The organism is Streptomyces sp. NPDC057249 (assembly GCF_042669245.1).
In the GTDB taxonomy this organism is placed as follows: domain Bacteria; phylum Actinomycetota; class Actinomycetes; order Streptomycetales; family Streptomycetaceae; genus Streptomyces.
Genome location: NZ_JBHUXS010000015.1, coordinates 166,190 through 181,560, shown reverse-complemented (window position 1 = coordinate 181,560; position 15,371 = coordinate 166,190). Strand labels below are relative to the sequence as shown.

General features: G+C 73.9%; 17 protein-coding genes and 1 tRNA gene. 9 read left to right on the top strand and 9 right to left on the bottom strand.

The features are described 5' to 3' along the window. Nucleotides 1–60 precede the first annotated feature (60 nt). Entirely contained in the window at nt 61–1,527 is a 1,467-nt protein-coding gene (locus ACFUJY_RS26195) for an MFS transporter (protein WP_383304103.1), read from the bottom strand. Between the two features lie 91 nt (nt 1,528–1,618). Here ACFUJY_RS26195 and ACFUJY_RS26190 point away from each other — a divergent pair, with 91 nt between their 5' ends. The 4 genes from ACFUJY_RS26190 (at nt 1,619) to ACFUJY_RS26175 (ending at nt 5,306) form a co-directional block, all read left to right on the top strand. Beyond that, nucleotides 1,619–2,575, top strand: coding sequence for a LysR family transcriptional regulator (locus ACFUJY_RS26190; protein ID WP_383304100.1), 957 nt, complete (start codon nt 1,619–1,621; stop codon nt 2,573–2,575). Between the two features lie 193 nt (nt 2,576–2,768). Next, nucleotides 2,769–4,058 carry an MFS transporter gene (locus tag ACFUJY_RS26185; protein ID WP_383304097.1) on the top strand — a complete coding sequence of 430 codons (1,290 nt, stop codon included), beginning with the start codon at nt 2,769–2,771 and terminating at the stop codon, nt 4,056–4,058. Nucleotides 4,059–4,083: 25 nt separating this feature from the next. Next, entirely contained in the window at nt 4,084–4,422 is a 339-nt protein-coding gene (locus ACFUJY_RS26180) for a PadR family transcriptional regulator (protein ID WP_383304094.1), read from the top strand. Continuing rightward, nucleotides 4,419–5,306 (top strand): hypothetical protein, encoded by an 888-nt coding sequence (locus ACFUJY_RS26175; protein WP_383304091.1) that lies wholly within the window; start codon nt 4,419–4,421, stop codon nt 5,304–5,306. The genes ACFUJY_RS26180 and ACFUJY_RS26175 overlap by 4 nt, the downstream gene beginning before the upstream one ends. Nucleotides 5,307–5,367: 61 nt before the next feature. Here ACFUJY_RS26175 and ACFUJY_RS26170 read toward each other — a convergent pair whose 3' ends face one another. The 5 genes from ACFUJY_RS26170 to ACFUJY_RS26150 form a co-directional block, all read right to left on the bottom strand. Continuing rightward, nucleotides 5,368–6,141, bottom strand: a complete 774-nt coding sequence (locus ACFUJY_RS26170; protein WP_383304088.1) for a class I SAM-dependent methyltransferase — start codon at nt 6,139–6,141, stop codon at nt 5,368–5,370. 74 nt (nt 6,142–6,215) lie between these two features. Beyond that, on the bottom strand, nt 6,216–7,445 hold the full coding sequence (locus ACFUJY_RS26165) for an MFS transporter (RefSeq protein WP_383304160.1): 1,230 nt from the start codon (nt 7,443–7,445) through the stop codon (nt 6,216–6,218). A gap of 109 nt (nt 7,446–7,554) precedes the next feature. After that, nucleotides 7,555–8,451: a phosphotransferase family protein gene (locus tag ACFUJY_RS26160; RefSeq protein WP_383304085.1), complete on the bottom strand. Its 897-nt coding sequence runs from the start codon at nt 8,449–8,451 to the stop codon at nt 7,555–7,557. A gap of 40 nt (nt 8,452–8,491) precedes the next feature. Beyond that, nucleotides 8,492–8,680: a hypothetical protein gene (locus ACFUJY_RS26155; protein ID WP_330311880.1), complete on the bottom strand. Its 189-nt coding sequence runs from the start codon at nt 8,678–8,680 to the stop codon at nt 8,492–8,494. After that, nucleotides 8,677–9,036 carry a putative quinol monooxygenase gene (locus ACFUJY_RS26150; RefSeq protein WP_383304083.1) on the bottom strand — a complete coding sequence of 120 codons (360 nt, stop codon included), beginning with the start codon at nt 9,034–9,036 and terminating at the stop codon, nt 8,677–8,679. Before ACFUJY_RS26150 ends, ACFUJY_RS26155 begins: the two co-directional genes overlap by 4 nt. 74 nt (nt 9,037–9,110) lie before the next feature. On the opposite strand from ACFUJY_RS26150, the gene ACFUJY_RS26145 reads away from it, so the two are divergent. Together ACFUJY_RS26145 and ACFUJY_RS26140 are read left to right on the top strand one after the other, a co-directional pair. After that, complete coding sequence (locus tag ACFUJY_RS26145; RefSeq protein WP_383304080.1) at nt 9,111–9,461, top strand: MerR family transcriptional regulator; 351 nt, start codon at nt 9,111–9,113, stop codon at nt 9,459–9,461. Nucleotides 9,462–9,478: 17 nt separating this feature from the next. Then, on the top strand, nt 9,479–10,537 hold the full coding sequence (locus tag ACFUJY_RS26140; RefSeq protein ID WP_383304079.1) for a hypothetical protein: 1,059 nt from the start codon (nt 9,479–9,481) through the stop codon (nt 10,535–10,537). Nucleotides 10,538–10,550: 13 nt separating this feature from the next. On the opposite strand, the gene ACFUJY_RS26135 is transcribed toward ACFUJY_RS26140, so the two are convergent. Then, complete coding sequence (locus ACFUJY_RS26135; RefSeq protein WP_383304076.1) at nt 10,551–11,063, bottom strand: GNAT family N-acetyltransferase; 513 nt, start codon at nt 11,061–11,063, stop codon at nt 10,551–10,553. A gap of 63 nt (nt 11,064–11,126) precedes the next feature. Between ACFUJY_RS26135 and ACFUJY_RS26130 the strand changes: the two genes are divergently transcribed. Beyond that, a complete protein-coding gene (locus ACFUJY_RS26130) occupies nt 11,127–11,594 on the top strand; it encodes a DUF4240 domain-containing protein (protein WP_383304158.1) in 468 nt (155 codons plus the stop codon). A 28-nt stretch (nt 11,595–11,622) separates the two neighbouring features. Here the strand turns inward: ACFUJY_RS26130 and ACFUJY_RS26125 are convergent, their stop codons facing one another. Together ACFUJY_RS26125 and ACFUJY_RS26120 are read right to left on the bottom strand one after the other, a co-directional pair. Continuing rightward, nucleotides 11,623–12,597: a threonine/serine dehydratase gene (locus ACFUJY_RS26125; protein WP_383304156.1), complete on the bottom strand. Its 975-nt coding sequence runs from the start codon at nt 12,595–12,597 to the stop codon at nt 11,623–11,625. A gap of 92 nt (nt 12,598–12,689) precedes the next feature. Further along, a tRNA-Val gene (locus ACFUJY_RS26120) sits at nt 12,690–12,761 on the bottom strand. A gap of 176 nt (nt 12,762–12,937) precedes the next feature. Between ACFUJY_RS26120 and ACFUJY_RS26115 the strand changes: the two genes are divergently transcribed. Both ACFUJY_RS26115 and ACFUJY_RS26110 read left to right on the top strand, forming a co-directional pair. After that, nucleotides 12,938–13,705 carry a DUF4097 family beta strand repeat-containing protein gene (locus tag ACFUJY_RS26115; RefSeq protein WP_383304074.1) on the top strand — a complete coding sequence of 256 codons (768 nt, stop codon included), beginning with the start codon at nt 12,938–12,940 and terminating at the stop codon, nt 13,703–13,705. Nucleotides 13,706–13,812: 107 nt separating this feature from the next. Further along, nucleotides 13,813–15,264, top strand: coding sequence for a hypothetical protein (locus ACFUJY_RS26110; RefSeq protein WP_383304071.1), 1,452 nt, complete (start codon nt 13,813–13,815; stop codon nt 15,262–15,264). Nucleotides 15,265–15,371 lie beyond the last annotated feature (107 nt).

Sequence of the window (15,371 nt, the reverse complement as noted above, 5' to 3'; positions counted from 1 at the left end):
CTCCAGGGCCGGAGGAGACGTACAGGTCAGACCGACCTTGCGCCGCCCTTCCCGGCACGGCTACGCGGAAACGCCCGTACGGGTGACGCCCCGGGCGTCCGCCCCGCCCCCGGCCCCCGCCTCGTCGCGCGGTCGCCCGGACGTGCCGAGGACCACGAACACCGTCGCGACGAGAAGCACCACCGCCACCACCCGCAGCCCGTCGGACATCGCCGGGGCGAAGGCGGCGGCGTGTGCGGCCCCGGTGCGCCCCGCGCCCGTCCCGGACGCCAGCACGGTGCCGACGACGGCGACCCCGAGCGCCGCCCCGATCTCGCGCGCCGCCGTGTTGAGCCCGGAGCCGAGCCCGCTGCGATGCGCGGGCAGCCCGACGACGACGGCCGCGGTCAGCGCGGGCGCGCAGAGCCCCGTACCGGCCGAGATGACGAGGAGGTACACGGCGTACAGGGCGTACGGGGTGGTGCCGTCGGCGGTCGAGACCAGGAGCAGGCCCAGGCCGATGACCGCGAGTCCGCCGCCCGCCACCGGCCGGATGCCGTACCGGTCCTGCCAGCGCGCCCCGAACTTCGGCATGACGGCCATCCCGACGGTGAGCGGCACGATCGCCACCCCGGCGAGGCCGACCGGGAAGCCCTTCACGTACTGGAGGTACTGGGAGTTGACGTAGAACAGCGCGAACAGCCCGAAGAACGCCGTGGCGATGCCCAGCGTCCCGGCGCGTACCACCGGCGAGGCGAAGATCCGGGGGTCGAGCAGAGGCCGTGCGGCGCGCAGTCCGTGGACGGTGAAGACGGTGAGCAGTACGGCTCCGAGGCCGAAGGCGCTCAGCACCCGCGCCGAGCCCCAGCCCTGCGGCGGACCCTCGATGATCCCGTACACCAGGGCGGTGAGGGAGGCGACGAGCAGCAGCGAGCCGACCGGCTCGGGCCCGGCGTCCGACCTTTCGGGGCTGCGGGGCGAGAGCCGGGCGACGGCGAGGGCGAGCAGCGCGGCCAGCGGCACCATGGCCCAGAACAGGGCGCGCCAGGTGGAGAACTGGCCGGCGAGGCCGCCGCCGACGTTGCCCGCGAGGCCGCCGAGGCCGGCCGCGAGCGTCCAGGCCGCCAGCGCCTGGGACCTGCGGGCGGGCGGGGTGAGGGTGATCAGCAGGGACATGGTCGCGGGCATGATCAGCGCGGCCCCCGCACCGCACACCCCGCGTCCGGCGATGAGCGCGGCGGGGACGGTGGCGAGCGCGCTGGTGGCGGCGCCCGCGGCGAAGAGGCCGAGTCCGGCGAGGAGGGCGCCCTTGCGTCCGAAGCGGTCGCCGAGCGCGCCGGCCGGGATCAGCAGCCCGGCGAAGACGATGACGTACGCGTCGACCGACCACAGCAGTTCGCTGGCGGACGGGTGCAGCGCCGAGGCGGCGAGCTGGGGGATGAGCAGGTTGACGGCGGCGACCATGCCCTGCGCGACGAGCACGCAGGCGCAGAGCGCGTACTGCGCGGCCGGGGTCAGGCGCGAGGGCTTCTGGGCATACGGGGACAACGCTCCTCCTGGGAGCCGTGGCGGGTGGGATGTGCTGTCCACCGTAGAGTTGGCGCGACTTGCTTTCCAATGCATCTTCGGCAAGGGATGTATGCGCGTGACGCAATCCGGCCTTGACCTCAATCTTCTGGTCGCCCTGGACGTCCTCCTGGACGAATGCAGCGTCTCCGGGGCCGCCGCCCGGCTGCATCTGTCCGAGCCCGCGATGAGCCGCACCCTGGGGCGCATCCGCAAGGCGCTCGGCGATCCGGTGCTGGTGCGCGCCGGACGCGCGATGGTTCCCACGCCGCACGCCCTGGCGATCCACGGCGAGGTGCGCGCGGTCGTGGAACGGGCGCGCGGGGTCTTCCTGTCGGGCGGCAAGGTGGATCTGCGCGCCCTGTCGCGGACGTTCACGGTGCTGTCGCAGGACACCCTGGCGGCGATCTCCGGCCCGGCGCTGTTCGCCCGGATCGCCCGTGAGGCGCCGGGGGTGCGGCTCCGCTTCCTGATGGAGAGCCATGTGGACGGGGCGTTCCTGCGCGAGGGGGCCGCCGATCTGGAGGTGGGAGTGATCGACACCCGTTCCCCGGAGGTCCGCCGGGAAAGCCTCTACGAGGACCGGATGGTGGGGGTGGTGCGCCCCGGCCACCCGCTCCTGGACGGGGAGATCACCCCGGCCCGGTTCGCCGCCGCCGACCATCTGACGGTGTCCCGGCGCGGCCGGACGCGGGGCCCGGTGGACACCGCGCTCGCGGAACTCGGCCTGAGCAGGCGGGTCGTGGCCAGTGTGGGCACCCTTCCGTCGTCCCTGTTCATCCTGCTCGGCAGCGACCTGGTCGGCCTGACGTCCCTCCGCACGCGCCCGTTGACCGAGCCCCTGGGTCTGCGGACGTTCGAGATCCCCTTCCCGCTGCCGCCGCTCCCCTTCGGCATGGCCTGGCACCCGCGCCACGACGCGGATCCGGCGCACGCCTGGCTGCGGCAGTGCTTCCGGGAGCTGGCCCGCGAGGAGGCCCCGGACGGCGGCGGCGGAAATCCGCTGTACCCCGTCCCGCCGGGCGGTTAACCTCCCCTCATCCCGACGACCCGAGGAGGGAAAGCTGCCCGGTAGCCCGCGCACGCGCTGACGTCGTGGAACGACCCGTCATCGCGTGCTGCCTTCGAGCGCGGCACAGCGAGCCCTTCCCGCCGGGCCGCCGACGCACACCTCTGTGCGCGGTGGCGGCGGAGCCTTGCCGTCCGCTGTTCAAGGGGCCCCCGTGCATCCCGTTTCCCGTACCCCCTCCCCCGTACTCCGGCGGGACTCCGACTTCCTGCGCCTGTGGGCCGGGCAGACCGCGTCCCAGTTCGGCGAGCAGGCGCTCCTGGTCGTCCTGCCGCTCGTGGCCGTCGTCTCGCTGCACGCCGACGCGGGCGCGCTCGGCCTGCTGCGCGCGGTGGAGCAGGCGCCGATCCTGCTGCTGTCGCTGTTCGCGGGCGCGTGGGCGGACCGCCGCCGCACCCGGACGGTGATGGTGGCGGCGGACCTCGGCCGGGCGCTGGCCCTGGCCGCGGTGCCGCTGGCCTTTCTGTTCGGCGTGCTCGGGCTGCCGGTCCTGCTCGTGGTGGCCGCCCTGCTCGGGGTGGGCAGCGTGTTCTTCGACGTGGCGTACCAGGCGTCGCTGGTGCGGCTGGTGGACCGCGAGCTCCTGATGCGGGGCAACAGCGCGCTGGAGGGCAGCCGGTCGGCGGCGCGGATCGGCGGCCCGGCGCTCGGCGGGGCCCTGATGTCGGTGTTCTCGCCGCTGCTCGCGGTCGCCACCGGTGCGGGGTTCTTCGTGCTGTCGGCCCTGTCGATCGGCCGCATCCGCCGCCCGGAACGCGTGCCCGCGCCCGCCGGTGCTCCCGCACCGGTCCTGCGGCGCATCCACGAAGGGCTCCGCTTCGTGGCCCGGCACCCGGCGCTGCGTGCGGTGGGGCTGGCGTCGGCCCTGTTCCAGTTCTCGCTGGCCGCGCTGATGACGGTCTATCTGCTGTTCCTGCCGCGCGAACTGGGCCTGTCCGGGGCCGAGGTGGGACTGGCGCTCGCGGCCACGGGCCCGGGGGCGGTGCTGGGGTCGCTGCTCGCGGCGAGGCTGCCGGAGCGGCTGGGGTACGGCGTGGTGCTGGTGGGGTCGGCGGTCCTGGCGGACGGCGTGATGCTCGGCGTCCCGGCGCTGCACGGCTCCGGGCCCCTGGTGCTGCCCGCGCTGATGGCCGTCAACCTGGTCTTCGGTACGTTCGGCCAGCTGGTCAACGTCACGGTGATGTCCGTACGGCAGGCGGTCACCCCGGTCCGCATCCAGGCGCGGGTGGTGGCGACGATCAACTTCGCGGGGATGGGCCTCACCCCCTTCGGCTCGCTGCTCGGCGGGTTCCTGGCGGGTGCGTGGGGCCTGCGCCCGAGCCTCCTCGTCACGGCGGTGGCACTGGCCCTCTCCCCGCTGTTCATGGCGCTCTCGCCGCTGGCCCGCCTGGGGAAGGTCCTTCCCGTCGCCGCTCAGGGCGGCCCGTCATATGCCGGTGAGTGACGCATGCCTGGCGTACGATACGGGCATGAGCGAACGCGCGATGCAGGAACCGACCCTTCTCCTCCTCACCGCCCTGGCGGACGAGCCCCGGCACGGTTACGCCATCGCACGCGAGGTCGAGACGATCTCGGCCGGCCGGGTCAGGATGCGCACCGGCACGCTCTACGGGGCGCTGGAGCGCCTGCTGAACGAGGGCCTGATCGAGGTGCACGCGGAGGAGGTCGTGGACAGCCGGCTCCGCCGCACCTACACGCTCACCGCCACCGGCCGGGAGACCCTGGCCGCCGAGGCGCGGCGGATCGCCGCCACCGCGCGCGAGGCCACCCGGCGCCTGGGCGTCGCCGGGAAGCCGGCCACCGCGTGAGCACGCCGCTGCTGCGGCTCTACCCGGCCGGATACCGCCGCGCCTTCGGGGACGACATCGCGGAGGCGTACCGCGAGGCCACCGAGGGCGCCGGCCGGGCCGCCCGGTTCCGGGAGGCGGGCGACATCGTGGCGCACGCGCTGCGGATGCGGATGCGCCTCGGTTCCGCGCAGCGTGCCGGCCGCCTGTTCGCCGCCGCCGCGCCCTTCGCGCTGGCCGCGACGGCCGCGTACGCCGCCTTCGGCCTGGCCTCGATGCTCGGCGACTGGCGGCTGAGCGGGAATCCGGACTTCCTGGTCCCGCTCAGCTACCTCATGACCGGCTGCGGCCTGGTGACGCTGACGGGGGCGGTCCTGGCGCTGGGCGGGCGGTTCGCGGCGGGGGCGCGGTGGGCGTTCGCGGGCACGCTGGTCCAGGAGTCGGCGCTCTTCGTGGTCCCGCTGACGGCCGGGGTGCTGCCCCCGCCCGCCGCCGCCCCGTATCTGCTGGCCCCGGTCGTGGTGGCCGCGCTGCCGCTGGCCTGCCCGCCGGACCTGCGCCCGCCCGGCCGCGCCCTGGGCGTCGCGGGCCGTGTGGCGCTGCTGCTGTGGACCGGGTTCACGGTGGCCGTGCCGGCCCTGGCGGACGCCGGCAGCCATCTCGCGTACGTGCTCTGGCGCTTGGGCGTCCCGACGGCCGCCGCGCTCCTCCTCGCGGGCCGCCCGGCGCTGTCCCGGCTGCGCACGCCCGGCCGGTTCGCGCTGGCCGGGGCGCCGTTCGTGGCGTTGGGGTACTGCGCGGGGGTGGTGGACCGGGACACCGTGGTCCCGGCCCTGGCGGTCCTGGCGGCGGCGGGGGTGGCGCTGCGGCTGTGGCGGCTGCGGGGCGCGGCGAGCGCGGGCTGAGGGGGCGAGGGGGCAGGCGGTCACGCAGACCGTCCGGTCACGCGGTCACGCGGTCACGCGGTCACGCGGTCACGCGGATCTTCGACTGGCCGTGCCCCAGCTCCTCCCAGTCCTCCATGAACCGCGCCCGCAGCCCGTGCTTGGCGGCAAGGGCGGTCAGGGTCTCGGTCCGGTAGTAGAAGTCCTCGCGCAGCACCTGGTGTTCGGCGCCGGTCGTGCGGTCGAAGGTGAAGTCGAAGTGCCCGCCGGGCGCCAGGACGCGCCCCACATGGGCCAGGCACTCCTCGATGATCTCGATCGGCGAGTGCGAGAAGACGCTGTGGGCGTGGACGACGTCGAAGTACGCGTCCGGCAGGAAGTCCAGCGTCAGGTCCTTGGTGAGGGTCAGGTGCGGCACCTTGGCCTGGAGCCCCTGCGCGGTCAGGGTCTCCTTGGCGGCGATCAGGATGTCGGGCGAGATGTCGATGCCGTAGTAGTGCCCGGCCTCCAGGTGGTCGATGAACCGCCAGCCGGCCCGGAGGTTCCCGCATCCGATGTCGAGCATCCGGGCGCCGGGGGCGAGCCCGTGCTCCACGAGGTAGTCGAACTGCATCCGCCCCAGGGCCAGCCACCGTTCGTGCGTCTGGCTGCCGACGGCGGCCTCCGGGTTGCGCCGGGTGTCCGAGGCCATCACGGCCCGGTAGTAGTTCACGTGGTCCGGGTGCTTGAACGCCAGCCACCGGTCGCGGGCCGCCCGCTTCAGGTACGGCGCGATGCGGTCCGGCCGGCTCGCGGCGTAGCGGACCTTGTGGGCGAGGGACTCGCGGTTGGCGACGAGGTTCTTCTTGGATGCCATGACGCCACTATAGGTCGGTGAACGACATATACAAACCACCGACCCTTTGGTCCGCCCCGGAGCCGCCCAAGCCCTCACTTCCGCCTGATCCGGCGCACATCGCGCACGCAGGCGTTGGCCGCCCCGGCGGCGAGGATGACGGCCGAGCACACCAGGAGGATGCTGCCGCTGGACCAGTACGCGGACGCGGCGGCGACCACCAGGTAGCCCAGCGGGATGGCAATCTGCTCCCCCAGGGCGTTGAAGGCGTTGAGGCGCCCCAACTCCTCGTCGGGAACCTGCTGTTGCATCGCCGTGGACCAGGCGACGACGGCCACGTCCACCCCCGCGCCGGCGACGACGGCCGCCCCCAGCACCCAGAGCAGCGGCAGCCCGAGCCCCATCGCGGCCAGCGGCAGGAAGAGCGCGGAACTCGTCACCACGCAGACCAGCACGAGCCGCTGAGGCTTCCACAGCAGGCAGACGAGCGTCCCCGCCAGCAACCCGGCCGCGAAGGCCCCCTGCACCAGCCCCCAGGAGCCGGCGCCCGCGTAGCTGCGGTCCGCCACCAGGGGACCCAGCAACTGGTACCCGGCCAGCCAGGCGGCCACGACCGCCGTACCGGACAGGGTGTAGCTCCACAGCCAGACCCGGGACCTGAACCCGGCCCACCCGACCCGCAGATCGGCCACCAGCCCCGCGCCCGGACCACCGGCGGACACCGTCCCCGCGAGCCGCAGCCCCGCCAGCAGGAGCGCGGCCACGACGAAGGTCACGGCATCCCATCCGAGCGCCCAGGCCGGCCCGGTCAGGGCGACGACGAACCCGCCGCCGACGGGACCGACGACCTTGACCGCGTTCCTGGGTACCCGCACCAGAGCGTTGGCCTCCTGGAGCCGCTCCGGGCCCACCAGCCGGGGCACGACCCCCTGGGCCGCCGGCGCGGTGAAGGCGGCCGCCGCCCCCGACGCGCACGCGCACAAGCTCATCGCGGCGGTGGTCGCCGTCCCGGTCGCCACGAGCACGGCCACGACCGCCTGCGCGGCCCCCGCACCGAGGTTGCCGAGGAAGAGAATCCGGCTGCGCGAGACCCGGTCCGCCAGCACCCCGCCGACGAGCAGGATGACCAGGGCCGGCACGGTGTTGGCGGTCAGCACGATCCCGAGCGACCGCGCTCCCCCGCCCTGCTCGATCACGGCGAACGCCAGGGCCACGGGGGCCATCGCGGACCCGGTCGCGGAGATCAGATGGGCGAGCAGGAACCGCCGGAAGGCGGGCGACCGCAGCGGCGGAGGCGATTCCCGCTCCTGGTCACCGACAGCCATCAGCCCTTCGCGCCCGTCACCCATGGCGGCAGGGTAGGGGAGGCACGGCCACCGCGGCACCCGGGTCACGGGGGCGCCCGACGCACGCCCCGCCCCGCACCCGCTCCGGTCAGGCCACCCCGAACCACGCCTCGGCGAGCGCGGGAAGCGCCTCCCCGGCGGGCGCGGGCATCTCCCGGAGGTACCACGGGAGATCGCTGTACACGTGCGACAAGGTGTACGCCAGCAGCACGGACGGGTCGAAGGTCCGGCCGTACGCCTTGCTCAGCCGCCCCAGCAGGCGCGGGTCCCCGCCGGTGACGAACAGCCCGACGGCCACGAAGTCGTACGCCGGGTCCCCGGTCATGGCGGGCTCGAAGTCGATGAGGCCGGTCAGCCGCCAGCCGTCCGCATCGGCCAGCAGGTGCTGACGCATCACCTCGGTGTGCAGCAGGACCGGACGCGGGGCGCGCGGCAGCGGGACCGAAGCGAGGAAGTCCGGGATCTGCTCCAGCCAGGCGTCGGCGAGCCCGCGCTCACGCTGCCGCTCGACCGCCCCGGCGGTCTGCCGGTCCAGGAACCCGCCCCAGTCCGCCGGTCCGAGGACGTCGGCGAGAGGTTCCGGATCGAGGGCGTGCAGCGCCGCGAGCATCTCGCCGGCCTCGGTGACGATCCGTTCCCGGTGCGGGCGCGGCACCCGGGCCCAGGCGGGGGCCAGGTCCTCGCCGTGAAGCCGGGACATCAGCACGTACCGCCACCCGTCGCCGACCGGGCCGGCCCCGTACAGCCGGGGGGTCGGCACGGGCAGCCGCCCCTGTACGTGGGCGAGGACCCGCTCCTCGACGCGCGCGTGCCGCCCGTCGGCCTCCGGGAACAGCTTGAGCACGTGCTCGTCACCGACCGCGTAGACGGGTACGGAGCCCTCGGGGAACCGGATGACCGGTACGCCGCCGACGCCGATACGCCGGCACAACTCCTCGACTACCGCATGGGGCAGGGTCCGGTCGGCGTCCTCGTCAGTCGGCATGACCGGGACCGTAGACCACGGCACGGAGGGGGACAACGCGTTATCGGCCGCGCCCGTGGTCGGGGTCCGCGTCCAGGCCGGGCAGTTCCTCGTGCCCCTCCGAGTAGTGGTTGACCCACCCGCAGAGCGCACAGGCGTACCGCCCGGCCAGGCCGTGCACCTCGGTGCCGCACCGCGCGCAGTCGGTGCGGGTGATCTCGGGAATCGTCGGTTCGGGCTCGCTGGTCACACGGGGACTGTACCGAGTGGAGCGCTCTCCGCGGAGTCCGCGTACGGACTGATCATGGTGTCGGCGTACACCTCGGGCGGCCCTTCCAGGAAGGTCGGCAGGTTGCCGAGGAAGGCGCGCAGCGCGGGCAGGGCGTTGTGCCGGTCCAGGTCCTCCCGCGAGCGCCACACCTCGTAGAGGAAGAACCGCCCGTCCTCCTGCTCGTGGAGGTGGTACGCCAGGTTGCCGGGTTCGCTCCGGGTGGGCTCCACCAGGTCGGACAGTGCGCGCCGGACCTCGTCGGCGTATTCCGCGCGCGGCCGCAGGAACCCGTAAAGGGCAAGGGGGACAGGAGAGTTGGCGATCCGATTCGTCATGCCCCCACGCTAGAATCTGACACCGATGTGAGGTTCAAGAGCCCGCGAGGCCCAGAGCATGTGAGGTGTGCCACATGAAGATCGGTGATCTGGCCGCGGAGACCGACACCTCGGTCCGGCTGCTGCGGTATTACGAGCAGCAGGGCCTCCTCGCCTCGCACCGCCTCGCCGGCGGCCACCGCCGCTACGACGCCGACGCCCCCGCCGTGGTCCGCCGCATCCGCTCCCTGCTGGACGCGGGCCTGCCGACCAGGACCATCCGCGATCTGCTCCCGTGCGTACGGCAGGACGGCACGGTGGCCCTGTGCAAGCTGGACACCCTGGAACAGCACCTCCGGGGCCTGGACGACCGCATCTCCGCCCTCCAGGAAACCCGCTCCTCCCTGTCCGTCCTGGTCACGGCGGCCCGGGCGGAGGAGGCATGACGGGCACGCCCTAAGGTGTGCCGGTGATCTTCAACAGGAAGCCCGAGGCCGCGCGCCTCACCGCCGCCGTGTCCGACCTGGAAGAGGCGGTCGCCGCCCGCGACGGCGACCGCACCGGGCGGGCGTTCGGCGCCACGATGAACAGTGCGCAGTCCGCGTCGGACGCCGAGTGCCACGACGCGGGGCCCCGCCTCGCGGCCCTGCTCCCCGCCTTCCCGCCGACCGGCCCGCGCCCGATGCTCGCGATGGCCGCCGGCTACTGCGTGGAGCGCGGCGCCGACCCGCTGGCCTGCGCCGAACCGATCCTGGACGCCGTCCGCCGGGACCTGCTGGACGCGGCGGAGTTCGCGCGCCGCTGGACGGCCACGGGCGACGAACTCCCCGTGCCGGACGAGGAGTCGATCGACGACGCGTTCCTGACCCGGCTGGGTGGCGACGCGTACGAGGCGACGCGCCTGGCCCTCGCGTGGTGCGCCCTGGAGCGGTGGCAGCCGCCCGCCCTCGCGGTGCTGTGCCGCAGCACGGAGGTACGCCGCCGGCACGCCTCGGACCTCCTCCCGCTCTGCCGCGCGGTGGAGGCCCTGGGCCGGCACGACCTCAAGTGCCTGTCGTACGCCCTGGCGGTACTCGACGACGAACCCGTGATCGTGCTCCACCGCCCGACCGGGACGGGCTTCGAGATACGCATCGCCGGCATCGGCGACAACTTCCAGCTCCACACCCTGCTCGCCCACGTCCTGGTCGGTGGCGGCCACGTCCCCGGCACGGCCCCCTCCCCGGAGAGCGTCCGCCTGGCGACGAGCCCCGAGCCCGCCCGGAGCGAATCGGACGCGGTGGCGACCGGCTCCTTCGAACTCCTCGCCCCGGACGGCACCCGCATCTGGAACGAGGGCCTGCCGGACGACATCCCGGTGGTGAACGGGCGCCGTCTGCTGGTCCTGGACGACCCGTCCTACGGGCGCACCTGGAACGCCGACCGCTTCTTCCCCGACCTGCCGGGCCGGGCGGAACTCGTCCGCGTACTACCGCCGGACGAGACGGAGACCTGGTACGCCCACACGTCCCCGGCCGCCTGACCGCCTCCGGCCCTCACGCACGCGGCGCCGCGAAGCACAGGGCGTCGAAGTGCCGCCCGGCGAAGAAGTGCCGGAGCTCACCGATCCGCTGCCATCCGAGCCGCTCGTACAACCGGATGGCAGCGACGTCCTTGGTGAGGACCTCCAGCACCAGCGGCATCCCGTGCGCCCGGGCATACGCCTCGGCCGCGCCCATGAGCCGCGCGCCGGCAGAAGCCCCACGCGCGTCCCGCCCCACGAAGAACCGGGCCAGCACCGCGACTTCCGCGTCCCCGGCGCCACCGCCGTCCCGCCAGAGCCGTGCCACGTCCTCCCCGCTCCCGGCCCGGTTGACCGCGACATGCCCCACGATCCGCCCGTCGCGCTCGGCGACCCAGGCCCCGAGCAACCCCTCCGGCGACAACCACGCCTCGGGGTCCGCCACCCCTTCGACGGGATACCCGTCGGACTCGTGGACACCGGCGAGCACGGCAGCCGCCGCGCCCAGATCAGCGTCCTCTCGGGGGCGAACCAGGACTTCGGACACGACTCGTCCTCCACGGGTGCGAACACGATTGTCGGACCAGCCTGCCATCCTGCCCGGGTGACCATGACATGGGCCGACTTCTGGGCGCTGACCGCGACCCTGGACGGCGAAGCCACCGAAGCCGGCTGCCGACGCCTCGCAAGGCGGCTGAGCCGCCGCCCGCTCTCCGACATCACCGCCTTCGCGGAACACCACGCGGAAGCGCTGTACCGCCTGGACCGGGAGGAGTTCGGCTCCCTCCCGATCACCGGCATGACGACGGAGAACGGCGCCCCCTTCCCGCAGTCGGGCGACTCCTTCCTCTACGCCCGCTGCGCGGTGGTGGCAGCGGGCCGGACCGTCTGGAAGAGCGCCCTCTCGGACCCCGCCGGGTTCGCCCCGTACACCTCGCTCGACTACGACGGCGAACGCCTGCTGTACGTCCCGGACGAGGCATACCGACTGGCCACGGGCGAGGAGTGGCAGCGCACGACCCGCTACTGCTACGAGTCCTACTCCAACGAGGACGGCTGGCCCCACCTGCGGACCTGACCAGGCCCGCGTGCGCGGTGCGGCCGGGTCAGCGCAGCCCGAAACGTTCGGCCCAGGTGGTCACGTCGGCGGTGGTCGCGTTGCCGCCGCAGACGACCAGGCCGATCCTGGCTCCGCCACCGACGCGCTGGAGCACCTGGCGTGCCGCGGGCAGCAGGCATCCGGCGGCCGGCTCGGCCCAGACCTTCGCGTGGCCGGCCAGATCGAGGGTGCCCCGCACGGCCTCCGCGTCGGTCACGGTGAGGACATCGGTGACCATGGCCGAGACGTGCTCGTAGGTGAGCGGGGAGGCGCTGGGGGCGCTCAACGTCGAGACGATCGAGGACAGTTCGACCGGCACCGGCGCCCCGGCGGCCAGGGCCTCCGACATGGCTCGCGCGCCTTCCGTCTCCACGCCCCAGATCCGTACCCCGGGACGGCGCGCCCGCAGCGCGGTCGCGACGCCGGAGATCAGCCCCCCGCCGCCGATGCTGACGAGTACGTCGGTGAGCTCACCGGCATCCTCCGCGAGCTCCAGCCCGACCGTGCCCTGTCCCGCGACGACGACGGGGTCGTCGAAGGGGTGGACCAACGTGAGCCCCGAGTCCCGGAGCTCGTCCACGAGAGCGAAGGCACCGCCCATGGTGTCGGCGAGGACGACGTGCGCCCCGGCCGCCTCGGCCACCTCCACGGCGCGGCCGGGGGCGGACCGCGGCATGACCACGGTCGCCTTGATGCCCAGCGCGCCGGCCATCTCCGCGACCGCGATGCCGTGATTGCCGCCGCTCACGGCGACGACCCCCGCGGCACGCTCGGCCTCGGTGAGCGCGAGCAGCTTCGCCGTCGCACCGCGCGCCTTGAAGGAACCGGTGCGCTGGAGCAGTTCCAGCTTCGCGGTGACCGGAGCCCCCAGAAGCGCGGAGAGCCCGGGGCTGGGCACGGTCGGGGTCCGCACGACATGCGCGGCGATCCGCTCGGCCTCGGCTTCCACATCCGCAACGGTGATCAGCACGTTCCCCTCCAATGTCGCCCGGGCCACAGCGACCGCTCCGCACCAGCCGCTCCAACGGCATGCCGAGGGCCCTCAGCCGCGTGACTGAGGGCCCTCGGTACCGGTGGGCGCGGACGGTTTCGAACCGCCGACATCTGCTTTGTAAGAGCAGCGCTCTACCCCTGAGCTACGCACCCGTGGATGAAGGAACAGGTTACATGGCTCGTGGGGCATGTCGACAATCGCTTCCGGGTGGGGGTTACGGGGGCTAGCCCCACCCCGGAGACGGTAGCCGTCCGGATCGTCCGGGGTGGGCGGTGCTGCCTACCGTGGGGGGCACATCGCAGCGCCGGCCCAGGGGGACCTGATCACCATGACCATCCGTAATCGCAGCGCGTTCCTGGCCGTCGGGGGCACCGTTCTGCTCGTCGCGGCGCTCACCGGGTGCGGGAGCACGGACGTGGACGACGCGCCCGTCGAGCACAAGTCGTTCGCGTTCCAGGGGAAGGCGCTCACCATCGACGCGGAGAACTCCGTGGTGGACGTCGTTCCGGCCGACGTGGACGAGGTTCAGGTGACCCGGAGGGTCGACGGGTGGGTCGTCCTCGGGAGCGGGCCGGACCCCGTGTGGAGGCTGGAGGGGGACACACTCACCCTCCGCGTGAAGTGCGAGGCGATGATCAGCAACTGCGAGGCACGGCACGAGGTGAAGGTGCCCCGTGGGGTGGCGCTGACCGTGGACGCGGACAACGGGAAGATCACCGCGTCCGAGTTCACCACGCCGCTCAAACTCTCCTCCGACAACGGCGGCGTCGTCGTCCGGGACGTCAGCGGGCCCCTGGACCTGAAGAGCGACAACGGGTCCGTCCGGGGCGAGCGGATCTCCGCGCGGTCGGTGGTGGCGCGGTCGGACAACGGGTCCGTGGACCTCGATCTCGACCGCGTCCCGGATCTCGTGGACACCGTCAGCGACAACGGGCGCATCGCCATCGCCCTGCCCGCCGGCAAGGCCTCGTACGCCGTGACCGCGTCCGCCGACAACGGGCACGTCGACGTGAAGGTGCCCCGCAGTGACAGCAGCCGGCACGTGGTGAAGGCCCACAGCGACAACGGCGGGGTCGCCGTCCGGCACGCCGGCTGAGAAAGGCGCACGGTCACCGGCCCCCGGCGTGAACTAACCGGCACGTGTGTTCGTCCTTACTGGTGGGAGAATGTATCCGGCAGGGCGAAACGGCACGGGAGAGGCATGTGACGGCGACAGACGCGCAGCCGCAGGCGGGAGTCGCCGGGGCGGTACGGGAGCGGAGTCGGCGTCGTGGGGTCGGAGCGAGTCCGCGTGGCCGGTACGTCCCCGGCCCGCGCGTCCGGCGCGCCTCGGGCCTGCGTGACCTGTGCGTTCTCGTTCTCGCGCCCCTCCCCCTCCTCGCCGTCGCCCTTCCCCTCGCCGTCACCGGCGGCGGTACGCGGCGGTGGTTCGGCGGGCGCGGTGAGGGGCAGCGGGCCGAGGCGCAGGCGGCGAAGGACGCGGCCGCCGAGGCGTTCTACGAGCTGGACACCGCCCAGCGCGACCTCAAGATCTCCATCGAGACGATCACCGCGGTCGACAGTTCGCCGGCCGCCCGCAAGGCCGTGGACGACTTCGCCGCGCTCGGCCGGCGCATCGACGAGGCGAGTCACGCGTACATCACCGCGGTCGACGCCCATGACCTCGACCGCGACGACCTCGAACCGTCCGTCGCGTCCCGGGCCCGGTCCGAGCTGACCTCCGCCAAGGAGCAGCTGGTACGGGTCAAGGGGGAGCTCGACCGGTTCGGTGCCGGGCTCGGGCCGCTCCTCGGGAGCGCCGAGACGCAGCTCGCCCGGCTCGCCCCCGCCGTCGAGCGTGCGCGACAGGCGCTCCTCGGCGCGAGCAACGCTCTCGACGCGGTGCGGGCGTCCGGGCTGCGGGCGGACGATCTCGCCGCCCGGCTCGCCGCCCTCGCCCCCGAGCTGACCAAGCTCAACCAGGGCGCCGGGCGCCACGGCGTGCCCGAGACCCTGCAACGCGCCGACCGCGTGCTGCGCGACGCCGAAGCCGTACGGGCCGAGGCCGAGAAGCTGCCCGAGCGGGCCGCCGAGATCGATCGCCGGCTGGTGACCCTGCGCACCCGCGCCCAGGCGCTGACCACCCGGTCCGCGTCCGTCGAGCCCGTCCTCAGCGAGCTGCGGCGCCGGTTCTCCGCCGCCTGCTGGCAGGACCTCCAGCCGGTCCCGGAGCAGGCCGCGGTCAATGTGCGCCGGGCCGAGGAGAAGCTGAAGGAGGCGGCCCGGGCCCGGGAGGAGCAGCGCTGGGCCGACGCCACGTCCCGGCTGAGCACCGTGCGGGCCCTGCTCAACGCCACCGACGAGGCGGTGTCCGCCGCCGGTGACCGACTGCGCCGGCTCGACGACGTCGCCAAGGACCCGCAGCAGGAGATCGAGCGCACCCGGTTCGCCATCCGTGACGCCCAGCGTCTCGCCATGGCCGGGCGCCACACCCCCGAGCCGCGGCACGCCCGGCCGCTGGACGACGCGGTGGCCCGCCTGGACCAGGCGATCACGGCCCTGGAGAACCGCCACCCCGACTACTGGCACTTCCTCACCGTGACGGAGGGCCTGCGCCGGACCGCCGCGGACGTCGTCGCCGACATCCGCGAGGAACGCGGCGCGGGCAGCCACTGACGCCGTGGGCGGGGCGTGCCCCGGCGGGCCCGCGCCCCGATGCCCCGGCGCGGAGGGACGCCGGGGCATCGCGCTGTGGACAGTCAGGGGCCCGTCGCCGATCCTGG